This window comes from Metapseudomonas cellulosilytica, from assembly GCF_049334135.1.
Classification (GTDB): domain Bacteria; phylum Pseudomonadota; class Gammaproteobacteria; order Pseudomonadales; family Pseudomonadaceae; genus Metapseudomonas.
Genome location: NZ_JBHZGN010000002.1, coordinates 415903 through 430512 on the forward strand (window position 1 = coordinate 415903; position 14610 = coordinate 430512).

Annotated in this window: 17 protein-coding genes, 3 tRNA genes and 1 pseudogene; 13 read left to right on the top strand and 8 right to left on the bottom strand. The window is 61.3% G+C overall.

Annotated features, from left to right (window positions below):
* Positions 1–146 precede the first annotated feature (146 nt).
* The 11 genes from ACFW0H_RS04065 (at position 147) to ACFW0H_RS04115 (ending at position 8427) form a co-directional block, all read left to right on the top strand.
* A complete protein-coding gene (locus ACFW0H_RS04065) occupies positions 147–1877 on the top strand; it encodes a tetratricopeptide repeat protein (RefSeq protein WP_422912615.1) in 1731 nt (576 codons plus the stop codon).
* 3 nt (positions 1878–1880) lie between these two features.
* Complete coding sequence (gene lolB / locus ACFW0H_RS04070; RefSeq protein WP_422912616.1) at positions 1881–2498, top strand: lipoprotein insertase outer membrane protein LolB; 618 nt, start codon at positions 1881–1883, stop codon at positions 2496–2498.
* A gap of 1 nt (position 2499) precedes the next feature.
* A complete protein-coding gene (gene ispE, locus ACFW0H_RS04075; protein WP_422912617.1) occupies positions 2500–3351 on the top strand; it encodes a 4-(cytidine 5'-diphospho)-2-C-methyl-D-erythritol kinase in 852 nt (283 codons plus the stop codon).
* 32 nt (positions 3352–3383) lie between these two features.
* Positions 3384–3458, top strand: a tRNA-Gln gene (locus tag ACFW0H_RS04080).
* A 60-nt stretch (positions 3459–3518) separates the two neighbouring features.
* Positions 3519–3593: transfer RNA gene (locus ACFW0H_RS04085), tRNA-Gln, on the top strand.
* 86 nt (positions 3594–3679) lie between these two features.
* The gene (locus ACFW0H_RS04090) at positions 3680–4621 is read left to right on the top strand and encodes a ribose-phosphate pyrophosphokinase (protein WP_028629917.1); all 942 of its coding nucleotides are present in this window, start codon (positions 3680–3682) and stop codon (positions 4619–4621) included.
* A gap of 108 nt (positions 4622–4729) precedes the next feature.
* Positions 4730–5332 (top strand): 50S ribosomal protein L25/general stress protein Ctc, encoded by a 603-nt coding sequence (locus ACFW0H_RS04095; protein WP_422912618.1) that lies wholly within the window; start codon positions 4730–4732, stop codon positions 5330–5332.
* A 38-nt stretch (positions 5333–5370) separates the two neighbouring features.
* Complete coding sequence (gene pth / locus ACFW0H_RS04100; RefSeq protein ID WP_422912619.1) at positions 5371–5955, top strand: aminoacyl-tRNA hydrolase; 585 nt, start codon at positions 5371–5373, stop codon at positions 5953–5955.
* 26 nt (positions 5956–5981) lie between these two features.
* Positions 5982–7082 carry a redox-regulated ATPase YchF gene (ychF, locus tag ACFW0H_RS04105; RefSeq protein WP_422912620.1) on the top strand — a complete coding sequence of 367 codons (1101 nt, stop codon included), beginning with the start codon at positions 5982–5984 and terminating at the stop codon, positions 7080–7082.
* Positions 7083–7314: 232 nt separating this feature from the next.
* Positions 7315–7391: transfer RNA gene (locus ACFW0H_RS04110), tRNA-Met, on the top strand.
* A 166-nt stretch (positions 7392–7557) separates the two neighbouring features.
* A complete protein-coding gene (locus ACFW0H_RS04115; protein ID WP_422912621.1) occupies positions 7558–8427 on the top strand; it encodes an OST-HTH/LOTUS domain-containing protein in 870 nt (289 codons plus the stop codon).
* A 32-nt stretch (positions 8428–8459) separates the two neighbouring features.
* On the opposite strand, the gene ACFW0H_RS04120 is transcribed toward ACFW0H_RS04115, so the two are convergent.
* The 5 genes and pseudogenes from ACFW0H_RS04120 to ACFW0H_RS04140 all read right to left on the bottom strand — a co-directional run bounded on the left by ACFW0H_RS04120 (position 8460) and on the right by ACFW0H_RS04140 (position 11621).
* Complete coding sequence (locus ACFW0H_RS04120; RefSeq protein ID WP_422912622.1) at positions 8460–8882, bottom strand: type II toxin-antitoxin system VapC family toxin; 423 nt, start codon at positions 8880–8882, stop codon at positions 8460–8462.
* Positions 8879–9124, bottom strand: a complete 246-nt coding sequence (locus tag ACFW0H_RS04125) for a FitA-like ribbon-helix-helix domain-containing protein (RefSeq protein WP_422912623.1) — start codon at positions 9122–9124, stop codon at positions 8879–8881. The genes ACFW0H_RS04120 and ACFW0H_RS04125 overlap by 4 nt, the downstream gene beginning before the upstream one ends.
* A gap of 35 nt (positions 9125–9159) precedes the next feature.
* Positions 9160–9732, bottom strand: a pseudogene (locus tag ACFW0H_RS04130) (tyrosine-type recombinase/integrase); the annotation flags it as partial.
* Between the two features lie 24 nt (positions 9733–9756).
* Positions 9757–10584, bottom strand: a complete 828-nt coding sequence (locus tag ACFW0H_RS04135; RefSeq protein WP_422912624.1) for a phage integrase — start codon at positions 10582–10584, stop codon at positions 9757–9759.
* Between the two features lie 764 nt (positions 10585–11348).
* Entirely contained in the window at positions 11349–11621 is a 273-nt protein-coding gene (locus ACFW0H_RS04140) for a DNA-binding protein (RefSeq protein ID WP_422912625.1), read from the bottom strand.
* A gap of 120 nt (positions 11622–11741) precedes the next feature.
* On the opposite strand from ACFW0H_RS04140, the gene ACFW0H_RS04145 reads away from it, so the two are divergent.
* Positions 11742–12011 (top strand): DNA-binding protein, encoded by a 270-nt coding sequence (locus tag ACFW0H_RS04145; RefSeq protein WP_422912626.1) that lies wholly within the window; start codon positions 11742–11744, stop codon positions 12009–12011.
* A gap of 58 nt (positions 12012–12069) precedes the next feature.
* Positions 12070–12273, top strand: coding sequence for a hypothetical protein (locus ACFW0H_RS04150; RefSeq protein ID WP_422912627.1), 204 nt, complete (start codon positions 12070–12072; stop codon positions 12271–12273).
* Positions 12274–12347: 74 nt separating this feature from the next.
* Here the strand turns inward: ACFW0H_RS04150 and ACFW0H_RS04155 are convergent, their stop codons facing one another.
* The 3 genes from ACFW0H_RS04155 to ACFW0H_RS04165 all read right to left on the bottom strand — a co-directional run bounded on the left by ACFW0H_RS04155 (position 12348) and on the right by ACFW0H_RS04165 (position 14493).
* Positions 12348–12653, bottom strand: a complete 306-nt coding sequence (locus tag ACFW0H_RS04155) for a HigA family addiction module antitoxin (protein ID WP_422912628.1) — start codon at positions 12651–12653, stop codon at positions 12348–12350.
* Positions 12654–12663: 10 nt separating this feature from the next.
* The gene (locus ACFW0H_RS04160) at positions 12664–12942 is read right to left on the bottom strand and encodes a type II toxin-antitoxin system RelE/ParE family toxin (protein ID WP_422912629.1); all 279 of its coding nucleotides are present in this window, start codon (positions 12940–12942) and stop codon (positions 12664–12666) included.
* Between the two features lie 156 nt (positions 12943–13098).
* Positions 13099–14493 (bottom strand): amino acid permease, encoded by a 1395-nt coding sequence (locus ACFW0H_RS04165; RefSeq protein WP_422912630.1) that lies wholly within the window; start codon positions 14491–14493, stop codon positions 13099–13101.
* Between the last annotated feature and the right edge of the window lie 117 nt (positions 14494–14610).

Below are 14610 nucleotides of genomic sequence, written 5' to 3' on the forward strand. Positions count from 1 at the left end.
TACTTCACCCTGGCGACGACAACCACCGCCGATAATTGTCTCCTCGAACAGCTTTTTGTCGCGCCCGGGTTGCGGCGTGCCCCATGGGCTTGCCTGAATGCTTGTGTCATGATGGGCCACTCGCTGGTTAGACGCCTTCCGCCTCTATGAATAGATCCCTCGCGTTACTGACCGCCCTGCTGCTCCTCGGCGGCTGTCAGAGCTTGACCCACAAGTCCCCGGACGGCACCCCGCCGGTCGAGGATGGCAGCAAGGCCTCCGCGCCCGCCAAGCCCGAGGTCTATGGTTCGTTCAGCCGCGAAGCCCTCTATTCCCTGCTTACGGCCGAATTGGCCGGGCAACGCAATCGCTTCGACATCGCCCTCGGCAGCTACGTGCAACAGGCCAATGCCACCCAGGACCCTGGCGTGGCCGAGCGCGCCTTCCGCATTGCCGAGTACCTGGGCGCCGATCAGGCCGCCCTGGACACCGCGCTCATCTGGGCCAAGAACGCCCCGGACAACCTCGACGCCCAGCGCGCCGCCGCCGTGCAACTGGCCCGTGCCGGTCGCTACGACGAAGCCATGACCTATATGGAGAAGGTGCTCCAGGGCCAGGGCGACACCCATTTCGACTTCCTCGCCCTGTCCGCCGCGGAGACCGACGCCGATACCCGCGCCGGCCTGCTGCAGAGCTTCGACCGCCTGCTGGCCAAGCACCCGGACAACAGCCAACTGGTATTCGGCAAGGCCGTGCTGCTGCAACAGGATGGCCGCACCGACGAAGCCCTCGCGCTGCTCGAAGGCATCCCCGCGAACGACAAGGAAATCGCCCCGATCCTGCTCCGCGCCCGCCTGCTGCAGAGCCTGAAGCGCGGCGACGAAGCCCTGCCCTTGCTGCAGAAAGCCATCAAGCAACACCCGGACGACAAGCGCCTGCGTCTGACCTATGCCCGGATGCTGGTCGAGCAGGACAAACTGGAGGAAGCCAAGGCCGAGTTCTCCAGCCTGGTCCAGCAGTTCCCCGATGACGACGACCTGCGCTACTCCCTGGCGCTGGTCTGCCTGGAAGGCGAAGCCTGGGACGAAGCCCAGGTCTACCTGGAAGAGCTGGTAGATCGCGGCAGCCACGTCGACTCGGCCCACTTCAACCTCGGCCAGGTCTACGAGAAGCGTGGCGACAAGAACAGCGCCCTGCTCGAATACGCCCTGGTCGGCCCTGGCAACGACTACTTGCCTGCGCAGATGCGCCAGGTGCAAATCCTCCTGGAAAGCGGCCGCACCGATGAAGCTGAAGCGCGCCTGGCCAAGGCCCGCGAAACCCAGCCGGACTACGCCATCCAGCTCTACCTGATCGAGGCCGAGAGCCTGGCCGAGCGCCAGCAGCCGGAACGCGCCTGGAAGGTCATCCACCAGGGCCTGCAGCAGTTCCCGGACGACCTCAACCTGCTCTACACCCGCGCCATGCTCGCCGAGAAACGCAACGACCTGGCCCAATTGGAAAAGGATCTGCGCTTCATCATCGAGCGCGAACCGGAAAACGCCATGGCCCTGAATGCCCTCGGCTACACCCTGGCCGACCGCACCACCCGCTACGACGAGGCCAAGAAGCTGGTGGAACAGGCCCACCAGCTCAACCCGGACGATCCGGCCATCCTCGACAGCCTCGGCTGGGTAAACTACCGCATGGGCAATCTGGACGAAGCCGAACGGCTGTTGCGCCTGGCCCTGCAGGAGTTCCCCGATCACGAGGTCGCTGCCCACCTGGGCGAGGTGCTCTGGGCCCGCGGCAAGCAGGTCGAAGCCCGCAAGGTCTGGGCCGAGGCGCTGCAGAAGCAGCCTGACAGCTCTATCCTCCGTGACACCCTGCAACGCCTGACCGGCTCCGGAACCCTCTGATCCATGCGTCTACGTAACCTTCTGGCCGCCGGTGCGCTCCTCCTGCTCACCGGCTGTGCCGCCCTCGCCCCCCACGAAACACTCGAAGGCCAGGGCGACCAGGCCACCTGGAAGGCCCACAAGGCCCAGGTCAGTGCCCTCGATGGCTGGCAGATCAGCGGCAAGGTCGGCATCCGCGCGCCCAAGGATTCCGGCAGCGGCACCCTGTTCTGGCTGCAGCGCCAGGACTACTACGACATTCGCCTGTCCGGCCCCCTCGGCCGTGGCGCGGCGCGCCTGACCGGGCGCCCGGGCAAGATCGAGCTGGAAGTGGCCAACCAGGGCCGCTATCAGGCCGAATCACCCGAGGCCCTGCTGGAAGAACAACTCGGCTGGCGCCTGCCGGTGTCCCACCTGCTCTGGTGGGTCCGCGGCCTGCCCGCGCCGGACAGCCGCAGCCGCCTGACCCTGGACGCGTCCAGCCGGCTGGCCCAGCTGGAGCAGGACGGCTGGCAGGTGCAGTACCTGAGCTACGTGGAACAGAACGGCTACGCCCTGCCCGAGCGCATCAAGCTCAGCGGCGAGAATCTCGACGTCACCCTGGTGATCAAGGACTGGCAGCCGCGCCAGCTCGGCCAGTGACATGCAACACGCACAACTCGTCCTGCCGGCGCCGGCCAAGCTCAACCTGATGCTGCACATCCTCGGCCGCCGCGCCGATGGCTACCACGAGCTGCAGACCCTCTTCCAGTTCCTCGACCACGGCGACGAACTGGGCTTCGCCGTGCGCCAGGACGGTGAAATCCATCTGCGCACCGAGGTGCCCGGCGTTCCCCACGACAGCAACCTGATCGTCCGCGCCGCCCGCAAGCTGCAGGCCGAGTCCGGCTGCCGACTCGGTGCCGACATCTGGCTCGACAAGCGCCTGCCCATGGGCGGCGGCATCGGCGGTGGCAGCTCTGACGCCGCGACCACCCTGCTTGCCCTGGATCGTCTGTGGAACCTGGGCTGGAGCGAGGATCGCCTGGCCGCCCTGGGGCTGTCTCTGGGCGCCGACGTACCAGTCTTCGTACGTGGCCGCGCGGCCTTCGCCGAGGGCGTCGGCGAGCAGCTGACGCCCGTGGACCTGCCGGAACCCTGGTTCCTCGTTGCCGTGCCGCAAGTCTTTGTCAGCACAGCAGAAGTTTTCTCCGATCCCGAGTTGACACGGGATACTCCGCCCATTAAAGTTCGCAGCCTTCTTGAGGGGGGCGGTCGAAACGACTGCCAGCCGGTGGTCGAGAAGCGTTACCCGGATGTTCGTAACGCGCTGATCTTGTTGAATAAATTCACATCAGCTAGATTGACCGGCACTGGAGCTTGTGTGTTTGGGAGCTTCCCAAACAAAGGCGATGCTGATAAAGTTCGCCGCCAACTTCCGGCCACTCTGCCGAGCTTTGTCGCCCAGGGGCGCAACATCTCGATGTTGCATCGCAAGCTTCAAGGTCTGGCTTGAGAAGGACTGCAAGACAGTCGGTTGTACGATACAGGGGCGTCGCCAAGCGGTAAGGCAGCAGGTTTTGATCCTGCCATGCGTTGGTTCGAATCCAGCCGCCCCTGCCATTAACCCAACGGGTTATGCGTACAACGAAACGAAAGTCCTGCAGAGCGAGTTACATACATAGGGGCGTCGCCAAGCGGTAAGGCAGCAGGTTTTGATCCTGCCATGCGTTGGTTCGAATCCAGCCGCCCCTGCCATACACTTGAAAAGCTGTTCAAAAGCCCACGGCCTTTGAACGGCTTTTTGATTCATCAGGTCTACCCTCAGCCGGCAGGTACTGCGCGTGTCCAAGATGATGGTCTTCACGGGGAATGCCAACCCCGATCTGGCGCGTCGCGTCGTACGTCAACTGCATATTCCCCTCGGTGATGCCTCCGTAGGCAAGTTCTCCGACGGCGAAATCAGTGCTGAAATCAATGAAAATGTCCGCGGCAAGGACGTCTTCCTGATCCAGCCGACTTGCGCACCGACCAACGATAACCTGATGGAACTGGTGGTGATGGCTGACGCCTTCCGCCGTTCCTCGGCCTCCCGCATCACCGCGGTCATCCCCTACTTCGGCTATGCCCGCCAGGATCGCCGTCCGCGTTCCGCCCGCGTGGCCATCAGCGCCAAGGTAGTGGCCGACATGCTGACCGTGGTCGGTATCGACCGCGTGCTCACCGTCGACCTGCACGCTGACCAGATCCAGGGCTTCTTCGACATTCCGGTGGACAACATCTACGGCTCCCCGGTCCTGGTCGATGACATCGAAGACCAGCGCTTCGAAAACCTGATGATCGTTTCCCCGGACATCGGCGGTGTGGTTCGCGCCCGCGCCGTGGCCAAGTCCCTGGGCGTCGACCTTGCCATCATCGACAAGCGTCGTCCCAAGGCCAACCAGTCCGAAGTCATGCACATCATCGGCGATGTCGAAGGCCGCACCTGCGTGCTGGTCGACGACATGGTCGACACCGCTGGCACCCTGGGCCATGCCGCCAAGGCCCTGAAGGACCACGGCGCTGCCAAGGTCTACGCCTACTGCACCCACCCGGTGCTGTCCGGCCGTGCCATCGAGAACATCGAAAACTCCGTGCTGGACGAGCTGGTGGTGACCAACACCATCCCGCTGTCCGCCGCGGCACAAGCCTGCTCGCGTATCCGTCAGCTGGATATCGCGCCGGTTGTGGCTGAAGCGGTCCGCCGCATCAGCAATGAGGAATCGATCAGCGCGATGTTCCGCTAAGCGGGCATCCCTGACGAAACGCGCCCCGCTACGGCGGGGCTTTTTGCCCAACCGCCCGGATGCTGGTCGCAAGCATTACGGGCGTTTTGGTTATTTTGGAGAAATGCAATGTCTGAGTTTGCCCTGAATGCCGAAGCGCGTTCTGACCTGGGGAAAGGTGCGAGCCGCCGCCTGCGTCGTAACGCCAACCTGGTTCCCGCTGTTGTCTACGGCGGCGAGAAAGCCCCGCAATCCGTAAGCCTGCTGGCCAAAGAACTGGCCAAGCTGCTGGAAAACGAAGCTGCTTTCAGCCACGTGATCGCCCTGAACGTTTCCGGCACTACCGAAACCGTTCTGATCAAGGCCCTGCAGCGTCATCCGGCCAAAGGCTTCGTACTGCACGCTGACTTCCAGCGCGTAGTTGCCGGCCAGAAACTGACCGCCCACGTACCCCTGCACTTCATCAACGAAGCGACCTCCGTTGGCGTGAAGCAAGGCGGCGGCGAAGTTTCCCACACCATCGCTGAAGTCGAGGTCTCCTGCCTGCCGAAAGACCTGCCGGAGTTCATCGAAGTCGACCTGGCCAAGGTCGAAGTCGGCCAGATCATTCACCTGTCCGACCTCAATCTGCCGAAAGGCGTCGAGCTGGTGGCCCTGGCCCACGGCAACGACCTGGCAGTTGCCAACATCCATGCTTCCCGCGTGGTGAAGGAAGAAGGCGAAGCCGAGTAAGTTCTTACTCTGCGTCAGCCTGACAAAGGGCCCCTGTAGTGACTGCCATTCAACTGATCGTCGGCCTGGGTAATCCCGGCCCCGAATACGACCAGACCCGGCATAACGCAGGGGCCCTTTTCGTTGAGCGCCTGGCGGATCGCGAACGCGTCAACCTGAGCCTCGACAAGAAGTACTTCGGCCTGGTCGGAAAGTTCTCCCATCAAGGTCGCGATGTTCGTCTGCTGATCCCCACCACCTATATGAACCGCAGCGGCCAGTCCGTGGCGGCCCTGGCTGGGTTCTTCCGCATTCCCCCCGAGGCCATCCTGGTGGCCCACGACGAACTCGACATGCCCCCCGGCGTCGCCAAGCTCAAGACCGGCGGCGGCCACGGTGGCCACAACGGGTTGCGCGACATCATCGCCCAGCTCGGCAACCAGAATTCGTTCCATCGCCTGCGGCTTGGCATCGGCCATCCGGGGCACAGCAGCCTGGTTTCCGGTTTCGTTCTCAGCCGCGCCCCGCGCAGCGAACAGGAACTCCTGGATACCAGCATCGACTTCGCCCTCGGCGTGCTGCCGGAAATGCTCGCTGGTGACTGGACCCGCGCGATGCAGAAGCTGCACAGCCAGAAGGCCTGAAACCACTCCGCGCAGAGGCACATTCCATGGGATTCAATTGCGGCATCGTCGGCCTGCCCAACGTCGGCAAGTCCACCCTGTTCAACGCCCTGACCAAGTCCGGCATTGCGGCGGAGAACTTCCCTTTCTGCACCATCGAGCCGAACAGCGGCATCGTGCCGATGCCCGACCTGCGCCTCAATGCGCTGGCCGAGATCGTCAAGCCCGAGCGCGTGATCCCCACCACCATGGAATTCGTCGACATCGCCGGCCTGGTAGCGGGCGCGTCGAAAGGTGAAGGCCTGGGCAACAAGTTCCTCGCCAACATCCGCGAAACCGACGCCATCGCCCACGTGGTGCGCTGCTTCGAAGACGAGAACGTCATCCACGTTTCCAACAGCGTCGACCCCAAGCGCGACATCGAGATCATCGACCTCGAACTGATCTTCGCCGACCTCGACAGCTGCGAGAAGCAACTGCAGAAGGTCGCCCGCAACGCCAAGGGCGGCGACAAGGACGCCCTCGCGCAGAAGGCCCTGCTGGAAAAACTCATCCCCCACTTCAGCGAAGGCAAGCCGGCGCGCTCCCTGCTGAAGAACCTGGGTGACGAGGAGAAGCGCCTTGTCCGCGGCTTCCACTTGCTCACCAGCAAGCCGGTGATGTACATCGCCAACGTCGCCGAAGACGGCTTCGACAACAACCCGCACCTGGACGTGGTGAGAGCCATCGCCGAAGAAGAAGGCGCAATCGTGGTGCCGGTGTGCAACAAGATCGAAGCCGAAATCGCCGAACTCGACGACGGTGAAGAGAAGGACATGTTCCTCGAAGCCCTCGGCCTCGAAGAGCCGGGCCTCAACCGCGTGATCCGCGCCGGCTACGACCTGCTCAACCTGCAGACCTACTTCACTGCGGGTGTGAAGGAAGTCCGCGCCTGGACCGTGCGCGTCGGCGCCACCGCCCCCCAGGCCGCCGCGGTTATCCACACCGACTTCGAGAAAGGCTTCATCCGCGCCGAAGTGGTCGCCTATGATGACTTCATCCAGTTCAAAGGCGAAAACGGTGCCAAGGAAGCCGGCAAATGGCGCCTGGAAGGCAAGGAGTACATCGTCAAGGACGGTGACGTGATGCACTTCCGCTTCAACGTCTGATCCACGAAAAGCCCCGGACCTCCGGGGCTTTTTCTTTGTGCGGAACCGTAGGATGGGTGGAGCGAAGCGATACCCATCGCCCTCCCGCATGGCCCCCCTCTCGAACAAAGCCCACCCACCCGATGCGCCCCCTTGAAAACGCATCCGCCACCTAAACAATTGAAAGATCACAAAATTATCTAAGCAAAGGGGTTGACAGCCCCCCGAGAGATACGGAAAATGCGCGCCACTCGGCTACATAGCTCAGTCGGTTAGAGCGCAGCATTCATAATGCTGATGTCCCAGGTTCAAGTCCCGGTGTAGCCACCATACAAAACAAAGGGTTAGCGAAAGCTAGCCCTTTGTGCTTTCTGGGGTAGTGACTACGAAGTGACTACACCCTGTCTACCTAGCCCTCTGTCACCCCCTCCCCTCTTCTTTCACCCCGCGCCACTTCGCTACATTGAGCCCAATGGGGATTCGCTCCGGGGAAATCATGACTGCTATGGAAGACCGTTCATTGGAAGAGCTTCGCTCAGCCATTGCGGAGAGGATGGGCCGGTGCGTCCTGGTGCTGCAGCAATACGAAATTCTGTTGAAAAGGCTTCTAGCTCACCACGAGTACGCTGGTCCCGTGGATGCCTTGGCAGGATACCGAGCAAACCGCGAAGAACACTTCAGCGATCAGACACTTGGGCAGTTGGTAAAACAGTTCACGAAAAGAGTCCTTCGTCCCTCTACCGACAACATGGACGAATTCAGCATCGACGGCAGCCCGCAAGAGACGCTCGATTCGTTCGTGCAAATTCGCCAAAGCATTGGCGTCGCCGAAGAGCACCATGAGGCACTCTGCTCAGACCTCCAATCCCTCGTCGATCTTCGAAACAGGCTGGTTCACCACTTTCTAGAGGAGTTCCCTGACCACGACTCGGAAGGATGCCATGCTGCAATTCGCTTCCTTGACGAAGCTCTGGACAAGGTAAGGCGCAAGCACCAGCAACTCACGAACTGGGCAAAGTCATTCGATCAGGCTAGGAGAGACCTGGTGGATCTTATGCAGACACCCGGTTTAGACGACTTTGTGAAATATGGCATTGTCGCTGGGCAGGAAACGAATTGGCCGAACACGACTATCGTCTCGGCACTGCGGGAGGTCGAAAGGCACCTTGGCGTTGATGGCTGGACCAATCTTGAGATGGCCATAGGACTGATCCGCTCTTACCCGTTGGAGCTGACTCCGAAGAAGTACGAGTGCAGTAGCTGGCGTCAGGTGCTTCACGAATCGAAGCTCTTCCTGACCGAAAGGCGGCCGGCCGCCAGTGGGGTTGGCAGAGAGACCTGGTATCGGAGCAAGGCCGCAAACTAGGGCGCTTTAGACCCCGTCGCCGGCTGCTGGCCCTATTCCTCTCCCCAAGGATTCACCACAGGAACACCAAGCGCCTCAAAGTGGCGAACGTTACGTGTAGCGATCGTCGCCTCATGCAGTCGGGCAATAGCGGCGATCTGTGCGTCAGCCACCCCCGCCACTCTTCCTTTGGCCTCACTCATCGCCGCCAACTCAGCGTAATGCACTGCGGCATCCACATCGAAGGGCAGGGCATGGCCAGCAAAGTCCTCCTCAATGATGGCTGTAGCAGCTTCCAGCAGGGCGTCCTTCCGTTTGCCATCCGGCATCCGCGCGATGCCGAAGAGGATCTCTGCGACAGAGACGGAGCAAATCACCAGGAGACGGCCTGGCTGCGCGTCTACCCAAGCCAGAACATTCGGATTTGGCTTGGCCCTCATCAACTCGGAAATGACATTGGTATCTAGCAGGATCATTCGTCAATGTCCGCCGCTCGGGCTTTCTCGGTGCGCGGGGGAAGTTCGAGGTCTACACCACCCAATGCCGCAAAGCGCTTGTGGATACGGGTTCCCAATCCACTTGGCTTGTCCTGCTTTGCAAGAGCTTCAGCAAGGATCACCCTCACCTCTTCCTCCATCGATCGGCCGTGGCTGGCGGCAACGACACGAAGTCGAGCTTTCAGGTCGTCGTCCAGGTTGCGAATCGTGATGCTGGCCATGGGAACCTCCAGTGAAATCATTGCAATCACTGAAATCATACTGGAACGTGCCCGCTCTGCGCCAATGGCGACAGACGTAAGGCAGACTCCAAGTGATCCGGCGACAGGTGCGCATAACGCATCGTCATCGCGATCGAGGAATGCCCGAGGATTCGCTGCAGGCTGAGGATGTCCCCTCCCCCCATCATGTAATGACTGGCGAAGGTATGCCGGAGGATGTGCGTCATCTGCCCCGGCGTATTGAAGCCGCAGCGCTGGTAGGCACTACGAAATGCGGCCCTGCAGGACATGAACAGGCGGCCATTCCCAGGCAACCCCACCTTGAGCGCGATGGTCTCTACCTCGCCAGGAATCGGGACCGACCGGGACTGGCGGTTTTTGGTTCGATGAAAATGCACCTTGCCGCCGAAGATGGCGTTGCGCTGCAGCGACTCAGCCTCATCCCAACGTGCCCCGGTAGCCAGACAGATCAGCGCCACCGGATAGGTGTGGTTGTTCGTTGACCTGCGGCATTCTTCCAGCAGCTGCTCGATCTGCTGCAGGGAGAGGAACAACAGCTCGATCTGGTCCGTCTTGATCTGGCGGATGTTGGCCAGCGGGTTAGTGCCTAGTGGGTGCGGCCGCCCAAGGATTCAGCCGGGATAGTCACCTTCTTCGCTGCAGATTTGGCAGGTGCCGGCCTTATGGGGTTGCTCATCGTCCCCTACGAGCTCCCGCTCTACCGTTTTGCCGGACTCCATCTGAGCCAGCGAGCGAGCCAGGTGAGTGGCGTTGGCCGGGGACTTCAGGAGATGGACGGTTTCCACAAGGCTGTTGAAGCTATCGAGCGAAAGCAGCGCGGCGTCCGGCGCATCGCGGCCAGAAATAATGGTGAAGTCCGAATCATTGAACTGCGCGGCGCGCGCCTTGCACCTTCGGGAAGGCAGATCCAGCTCCAGGGTTCCTACCCCAGCGAAGCGCCCGCAAGCACCACGCCGAGGTGTAGTCATGGAGTCGGGGTCATCAGTGTCCGCATCACCAAGCCCGGCAAAGGGATTCTCCCCGCGCCAGTCGCCGTAACGGATCAGCTCCGCATACACCCTCGACAACCAGAGCCACTCGCGTCTGAGATGCTTGGGAGCAACCTTATCTCGGCGTGATTGCACATACCGCGTCCAGGTCTCTGCGTTGAAGTCATAGATGCGAGGATCGCCCAGACGCTTCACCGTGCCCAGGATGAAGGACAGTTGCCTTTTCGAGTTCCGGAGAAAGCCGCCGCGCCGCTCGTACCAGAGCAGCACCAGGTCCGAAAGGCGTTCGTCCAATGGGCAGCCCGCCAGCCTTCGCAAGGCGATGAAGTCGACCTCGTAGCGCTCGGCAGCCTTGCGGGACTTGAAACCGCGCTTGCACACTCGTCGCCCCGTTTGGCCGTTCTCGCAGAAGTCCACCGTCCAGCGCGAGCCCTCCCTGCGTGCCGTCATGCCGCCCTCCTCTCGTGCCCCGCGCCCTCGTCCCTGTATTCAACCCGCATTGCAAATCCTCCAAATGCGACGCTCAGTCGAGCCTGAACGCCAGCAGCACCAGCGCAAGCCCGACCACCACGAACAGCGTGTTCTCGAGCCAGATCCTTTTTCTGGACAGCTTCCGTCCAGCACGCACCCGACTGCTCCGGTAAACGACGGCCGCGAGGACCCACAGCGGAATGAGCGCAAGAATCAGTCCCGCCCAAAGCCCTCTCATAGGTTTCAAAGACCTCCCAGTTCCCCCCGTCGTGCTCGCCCCTCATCAATAGATACAGCACTCCAGGCGACTGAGAGCAACAGATTGACGGGGCGAGAAAGTTATTCACATGTCAGCGATCAATAACCCTCGCGTAGGGTATTGCAGCTCCTGCCGCCGGGCCGTTCCTTGGCCTTCAAGTCTCAATTGGATTCAGTGCCTACAGCTAAACCTTCACTCGCACCATCACTGACTACGGACCAACACCTCAGTGCGAGGTAGGCGAATGTCGACATGGCGCAGGTAAATCCCCGGCCCGTCTGGTAGGCCACGCAGATCGACTGCGATGGACACAGGGTTGTTCAGGACCTTGGCATAGCAGCCTGACGGTCCCTTGAATGGCGCTTGTCGATGTTGAGTCTGGATAGGCAATGATCGCTTCTTGCCGCCCTTCATGCGGAACAAAAGACAAAGCAGCCACAGCTGGCAGGGGCGCAAATTTCGGGATCGCATAACGGGCACGGATTCAACCACCGGCATAGTCCCCCGCGCTGAATACCGTCTTGCCCTGCTCCAGGTCCTTGCGGATGCGGTGGAGGTTGATGACCCGGCGGCGGCCGATCTTCACCGTCGGCAGCGTGGACGACTCCACCCAACCGCGTACAACGTCTTCGGTGATCTGCTCGATGCCCAGCATCCGCGCCAGGGCGAGCTGCGAGCAGAAGGGTGGATCGCGAAGATCCGGGATGCGGTCGCCCTGCCCTTCGACGGAGAACCTCGTTACACCAGACTGTTCCATACAATGTCCCTATAATCGGCCAGACGTTATCCACACAGAAACAGAGTAAACATCACTCAAGGAGTAAAATTTACTCATAAGCATGGATTGAGTAAAGATTACTCTGGCTGAGAAAATGCCATGGACGCTGTAAGAAACAGAGCACTCCAGTTGATCCGGACGGTTGGCCCAAAGCATCTGAGCGAACTCGGGGGAAAGAACTACGAGCGCTGGAGAAACATCAGCGGGGGAAAGATCAGGATCAGCACTGAAGAGGTAGGCATCCTTGCCGATGCATATCCCCAGTACGCCCTCTGGCTGATTTCTGGAAAGGTCGAACCCGAGAATGGGCACCGGAGCCCGGACTATGACCAGGCCAATCAAGGCTTGACCGATCAAATCGAGAGATGACGATCACCAAGCAAGTGGCCAGGCGCTGATACACCCGAAAGAAAATTGGATTGAAAGCATGAAAGACGACTTCGAGAACATTCGGGCCGAGCGCGACGCCCTGCCGTACCGACAGGCCCAGACCAACAAGTATTCCGGGCTTTGGAAGCAGATCGCCCTGGGCATCGTCGTCGGCTATACCGCGGTTGGACTCCTGAGTGCAGTTGGCTGGCTGATCGTCGCCAAGCTCGCCATGGGAAGCCTTCAGGTCAACATCCCCTAGCGCCAGCCCGACCAGATCGCGAAGATCCCGCCTAGGCGGGATTTTCTTTTGCGCCGACGCCAACCGATCGAACCCTAGCCATGCGCTGCCAGCGGCTCGATCTCATGCTCGATGGCTTCGCCCTTTTCCGCATACGCCGTGGCCAGTGAGTACTCGGATTGCATATTCATCCAGAACTGGGCGGACGTGTCGAAGTAACGCCCCAGTCGAATTGCAATGTCTGCCGTGATGCCCCGCCGCTCACGTGCAATCTCGTTGATGGTCGGGGCGGAAACGTGAAGTGCGCGAGCAAGTGCAGCCGGGGTGATGTTGAGGGGCTCCAGGAACTCCTCGCGCAAGATCTCGCCCGGGTGAATAGGTCGCATACCGTTCACAACCATGTGCACCTCCTCAGTGGTAATCGACAATTTCTACGTCAGTCGGGCCGGCATCGGTCCAGACGAAACAGATACGCCATTGGTCGTTGATCCTGATGCTGTGCTGACCAGTCCTGTCACGCAGGAGTGCCTCCAGACGATTGCCCGGAGGAGAACGGAGGTCTCGCAACTCTGTGGCGTAGTGCAGCATTGCAAGCTTCCGCGTCGCCACATTCAAGATGTTTCCCCAACGTCGCGACTGCCCTGTCTCGAATAGCCGCCTTGTGCTTTCACACTTGAAGCCCCGGATCATCCAATAATCCTTAACGTTAAGCGTTAATGAAGGATACCCGAGATGACGGGGGCGTCAATCAGGCGGATGGTGAGCGGCACTCAGCGCCAACGGAGCGGCGAGCCCCCAAACAAAAACACCCCGACAAGTCGGGGTGTTTTTGTTTGCAGCGCCGGATCAGGAAGCGGCGTTACCGACCACTGCGCCGCGGGTTTCTTCACGGCTGCCGAGGTTCAGCGCCTTGAAGAGCACGGTGAGCAGCACCAGGAAGGCCGGACCGATATAGAGGGCGATGCGGGTGTCTTCGAAGAAGGCCATGAGCACCACCACCAGCACCAGGAACGCCAGGGCCAGGTAGGAGCTCACCGGGAACAGCCACATCTTGAACTGCAGCTTGTCGCGCTCGGCCTGGCTCAGGCCGCGGCGGAATTTCAGCTGCGCCAGCAGGATCATTGCCCAGGTCCAGATGGCGCCGAAGGTGGCGATGGAGGTTACCCAGACGAACACCTTCTCCGGCACCAGGTAGTTCAGCAGCACCCCCAGCAGCAGGGCGAAGATGGACAGCAGCAGCGCGTTGCGCGGTACACCGTTGCTGGAGGTGCGGGCGAAGGCGCGTGGGGCCTGTCCGTCCTGGGCGAGGCTGTAGAGCATGCGTCCCGTGCTGAAGATCCCGCCATTGCAGGAGCTGAGCGCGGCGGTGATGACGACGAAGTTGATGATGCCGGCGGCGGTCTTGATGCCCAGGCGTTCGAAGGTCATCACGAAGGGGCTGCCCTGGCTGCCGATCTCGTTCCACGGGTAGATGGACATGATCACGAACAGGGCGCCGACGTAGAACAGCAGGATGCGCCAGAACACCGAGTTGATGGCGTCGGGGATGGTCTTCTGCGGGTTGCGCGCTTCGCCGGCGGTGAGGCCGATCATTTCCACGCCCAGGTAGGCGAACATGACCATCTGCAGGGACATGAGCACGCCCTGGATGCCGTTGGGCATGAAGCCGCCATGGCTCCAGAGGTTGCTGATGCCGGTGGCGATACCGCCATTGCCGAGGCCGAAGAAGATCATCCCGGCGCCCGCGAGGACCATGGCGATGATGGTGACGATCTTGATCAGGGCGAACCAGAACTCGAACTCGCCGAAGGCGCGCACCGTGATCAGGTTGACGGTGCCCATGCTCGCCAGGGCCAGGAGGGCCCAGATCCAGCGGTCCACTTCGGGGAACCAGATCTGCATGTAGATGGCGACGGCGGTGATTTCCGCGACGCAGGTCACCAGCCAGAGGAACCAGTAGTTCCAGCCGGTGAGGAAGCCGGCCAGCGGGCCGAGGTAATCCTGTGCATAACGGCTGAAGGAACCGGCCACGGGATTGTGGACGGCCATTTCGCCGAGGGCGCGCATGATCACGAGGATGGCGAGACCGCCGATGATGTAGGACAGCATGATGGCGGGGCCGGCCATCTGGATGGCTTTGGCGGATCCGAGAAACAGGCCGACGCCGATGCAGGCGCCAAGAGCCATGAGACGGATATGCCGCTCACCCAAACCACGTTGCAGTTGATCGCTGCTGGACATGTGGACCTCTTATTTTTGTAAAAGGGCTGACACCCGCTGGCTGGGTCGGCTGGCGAGTGCTCTCGTAATCCCGGTGCCTGGGGTACAGGTCCGGGGCAGAGGCAGGCCGCTCCTGTC

Bases quoted from the DNA above. Each gene is read 5' to 3' on its own strand.
- lolB (WP_422912616.1), top strand. From the start codon at position 1,881: ATGCGTCTACGTAACCTTCTGGCCGCCGGTGCGCTCCTCCTGCTCACC.
- ACFW0H_RS04160 (WP_422912629.1), bottom strand. From the start codon at position 12,942: ATGATCCGGGGCTTCAAGTGTGAAAGCACAAGGCGGCTATTCGAGACA.
- ACFW0H_RS04125 (WP_422912623.1), bottom strand. From the start codon at position 9,124: ATGGCCAGCATCACGATTCGCAACCTGGACGACGACCTGAAAGCTCGA.
- ACFW0H_RS04165 (WP_422912630.1), bottom strand. From the start codon at position 14,493: ATGTCCAGCAGCGATCAACTGCAACGTGGTTTGGGTGAGCGGCATATC.
- ACFW0H_RS04115 (WP_422912621.1), top strand. From the start codon at position 7,558: ATGACTGCTATGGAAGACCGTTCATTGGAAGAGCTTCGCTCAGCCATT.
- ACFW0H_RS04145 (WP_422912626.1), top strand. From the start codon at position 11,742: ATGGACGCTGTAAGAAACAGAGCACTCCAGTTGATCCGGACGGTTGGC.
- ychF (WP_422912620.1), top strand. From the start codon at position 5,982: ATGGGATTCAATTGCGGCATCGTCGGCCTGCCCAACGTCGGCAAGTCC.
- ACFW0H_RS04150 (WP_422912627.1), top strand. From the start codon at position 12,070: ATGAAAGACGACTTCGAGAACATTCGGGCCGAGCGCGACGCCCTGCCG.
- ispE (WP_422912617.1), top strand. From the start codon at position 2,500: ATGCAACACGCACAACTCGTCCTGCCGGCGCCGGCCAAGCTCAACCTG.
- ACFW0H_RS04135 (WP_422912624.1), bottom strand. From the start codon at position 10,584: ATGACGGCACGCAGGGAGGGCTCGCGCTGGACGGTGGACTTCTGCGAG.
- ACFW0H_RS04155 (WP_422912628.1), bottom strand. From the start codon at position 12,653: ATGGTTGTGAACGGTATGCGACCTATTCACCCGGGCGAGATCTTGCGC.
- ACFW0H_RS04095 (WP_422912618.1), top strand. From the start codon at position 4,730: ATGTCTGAGTTTGCCCTGAATGCCGAAGCGCGTTCTGACCTGGGGAAA.
- ACFW0H_RS04120 (WP_422912622.1), bottom strand. From the start codon at position 8,882: ATGATCCTGCTAGATACCAATGTCATTTCCGAGTTGATGAGGGCCAAG.
- ACFW0H_RS04140 (WP_422912625.1), bottom strand. From the start codon at position 11,621: ATGGAACAGTCTGGTGTAACGAGGTTCTCCGTCGAAGGGCAGGGCGAC.
- ACFW0H_RS04065 (WP_422912615.1), top strand. From the start codon at position 147: ATGAATAGATCCCTCGCGTTACTGACCGCCCTGCTGCTCCTCGGCGGC.